The sequence below is a fragment of the Petrotoga sp. HWHPT.55.6.3 genome (assembly GCF_002895495.1).
Classification (GTDB): domain Bacteria; phylum Thermotogota; class Thermotogae; order Petrotogales; family Petrotogaceae; genus Petrotoga; species Petrotoga mobilis.
Map to the genome: position 1 here is coordinate 1 of NZ_AZRJ01000043.1, position 2,736 is coordinate 2,736.

General features: G+C 30.6%; 1 protein-coding gene. It reads left to right on the forward strand.

The window, feature by feature from the left end; translation table 11 throughout:
- Positions 1-185: 185 nt before the first annotated feature.
- On the forward strand, positions 186-2,736 hold a 2,551-nt coding region (locus tag X926_RS09105), incomplete at its 3' end, for a TDP-N-acetylfucosamine:lipid II N-acetylfucosaminyltransferase (protein WP_103065859.1).

Genomic DNA, 2,736 nt, shown 5'->3' on the forward strand with positions numbered 1-2,736 from the left:
GCGGGGCGAAGGGGCGCAAACTGAGATAGAATAAATATTTTCGAAACTTCATAATTTTTAAAGGGCTGAGGGGGTACTAAAAATTAAGAACTTCCCACTTTCAGACGATAAAAAATAGGATTAACAATTACTTAAAAAGAAATATTAAAAGACAATGAAAACTTCAAAAGCCAAGGAGGATTCCCATGTACGAAGAAATCTTTGAAATGATAAACAAAGGAGATATAAACAAAGCTCAAGAACAAATAGAAAAAATATCCGATGATGACCCGAAAAAATACAACTTAAACGGACTAATACACTTCAACAAAAAAGAACTCGAAAAAGCCAAAGAACAATTCGAAAAAGGATTAAAAATAAACCCCGTTGACTCTGATCTATTATTCAATTATGGGTATCTACTAAAAGAAATGAACCAAGAAATGGAAGCATGGAGATATCTGATGCGGATACACGACAAAGACTGGGCAACTTATGACCTCTTAGGAGACATAGAATTCAAAAACAGAAGCGAACTTGCATCTTTAAGATTTTACCTAAAAGCAGCAGAACTAACAGATACTCCCCAAATGAAAAAGAAGTTCTTAGAAATAAAAAACAAGATAAAAAAAGACACAAAGATAGCATTCCTTTGTTTACCTGGCTTAGACAACTTCCTAAAAGACATAGTAGAAACCTTCTCGCTTGGATACGATGTCAAACTCGTAGTATCAACAGATGGAAACGAAATAACACAAGCGATAAAATGGGCGGACATAGTCTGGCTCGAATGGGCAAATGACTTAGCAGTATTTGCAACAAACAAAGTCCCTGAAATAGAAAATAAAAAAGTAATTTGTAGATTGAATGGATCTGAAATATTTTCGAAACTCCCTGAAAAAATAAATTGGGAAAATGTCAATCAATTGATCTTTGTATCAGAACCGATGAAAGAGCTTTTTTACCACGTACATTTTTTTCTTGATCTTCAATCATGCAAAGAAGAAATTGTTTACAGCGGGGTTGACTTAGACAAATTCAAATTCTCTATACACAAACCAGGGTACAATTTAGCAGTGTTAGCTCACATAAACTATAGGAAGAATCCAGCAGCTTGGATTCAAATAATAGGTAAATTAAAAAATTTAGATAACAAATACAAATTACATGTAGGTGGAGACTTCCAAGACCCATTGTACAAAGAATACTTTGAATACATAAAAAAAGAAATGAAGATGGAAGACAATTTTATCTTATACGGCTTGATAAACGAAGTAGAAAAATTTTTAGAAGACAAGAACTACATAATATCGGCAAGCATACATGAAGGCCATCCTTATAACATTTTAGAAAGCATGGCAAGAGGTATAAAACCAATAATTTTAAATTATAGTGGTTCAAAAGAACAATGGCCCAATGAGCTAATATATAACACAATCGACGAAGCAGTAGAAAAAATAACCGAAGAAAATTACGACTCAGAAAGTTACCGTAGGTTTATCGAGGACAAATACTCATTGGAGCAGCAGGTATATGAAATTGAAGAAATTTTGAACACAGATAATAGAGAAAGAATAAAGGGTCAAGCGATACTTTTGAATGCCAAAGAAAAAGACAATAATCCAGATGTGATAAATACAAACGTTTCGGAAATATATTTACGAAAGAAAGTTAAGACTATGATTGTACATATATTCAATAGCATTAGTCATACATATTCAGAACCTTTTTTTGATTTCATAGAGAAAAATTTTCCTAAAAATAATCATTGTTTTATTGTATTGGGCAATTATGAAAAGCAAAGGTTTAAAAGAAGGAAAAATTTGGTTATATTAAATTCACAAAATGAAGCTGAAAACCTACGGACTTTGCTTTTTAAAATGAAAAGAGCAGAAAAGATTTTTATTCATTCATTATTTTTTAGTGAATTAGTATTATTATTATTTTTAAATTCACACTTGCTTAAAAAATCTTATTGGGTCCTATGGGGTGGAGATTTATACTATTACAAATTTAGAAATAAAAATCTAAAATTTGATTCTTATGAACTTACAAGAGAACGTCTGATAAAAGATTTTGGGCATATAGTTGCTTTAGTTCCTGGAGACTATTATTTAGCTAAGAAATGGTACAAAACAAGAGCACAGTATCACTATGCTTTTTATCCTAATCCTATTGATTATAGATATTTGGATAAAATAAAAAATAGCAAAAAGAAAATAGATAGAATAGTTATTCAGGTTGGTAATTCCGCAGACCCAACGAATAAGCACATTGAAATACTAAACAAATTATCAAGATTTAAAGAAAAAAACATTGAAATAATAACACCACTCTCTTATGGAAATCAGCAATGGGCTAAAAAGGTTACTGAGGCTGGGAAGAAGTTATATAGAGAAAAGTATAAGCCTTTGTTGGAATTTTTACCTCCAGTAGAATATGGAAAAGCACTTAATTCTGTAGACATAGCTATTTTTAATCATGATAGAAAGCAAGCTATTGGGAATATATTGGCTCTCTTATATTTAGGAAAAAAAGTTTTTATAAAAAACGATATAACAACATGGGATTTTTTCAAGAAAAAAGGGTTAAATGTGTTTGATACATATGGATTAGATAGTTTAACTTTTGATGAGCTCATTTATATGGATGAAAATTTGAAGGAAAGAAATAGGGAAATCATTGCAAAAGAATTTTCAGAAGAAAAATGTGTTGAATTATGGAAAAATATATTTGAATTACCCACTTCAGAAATAG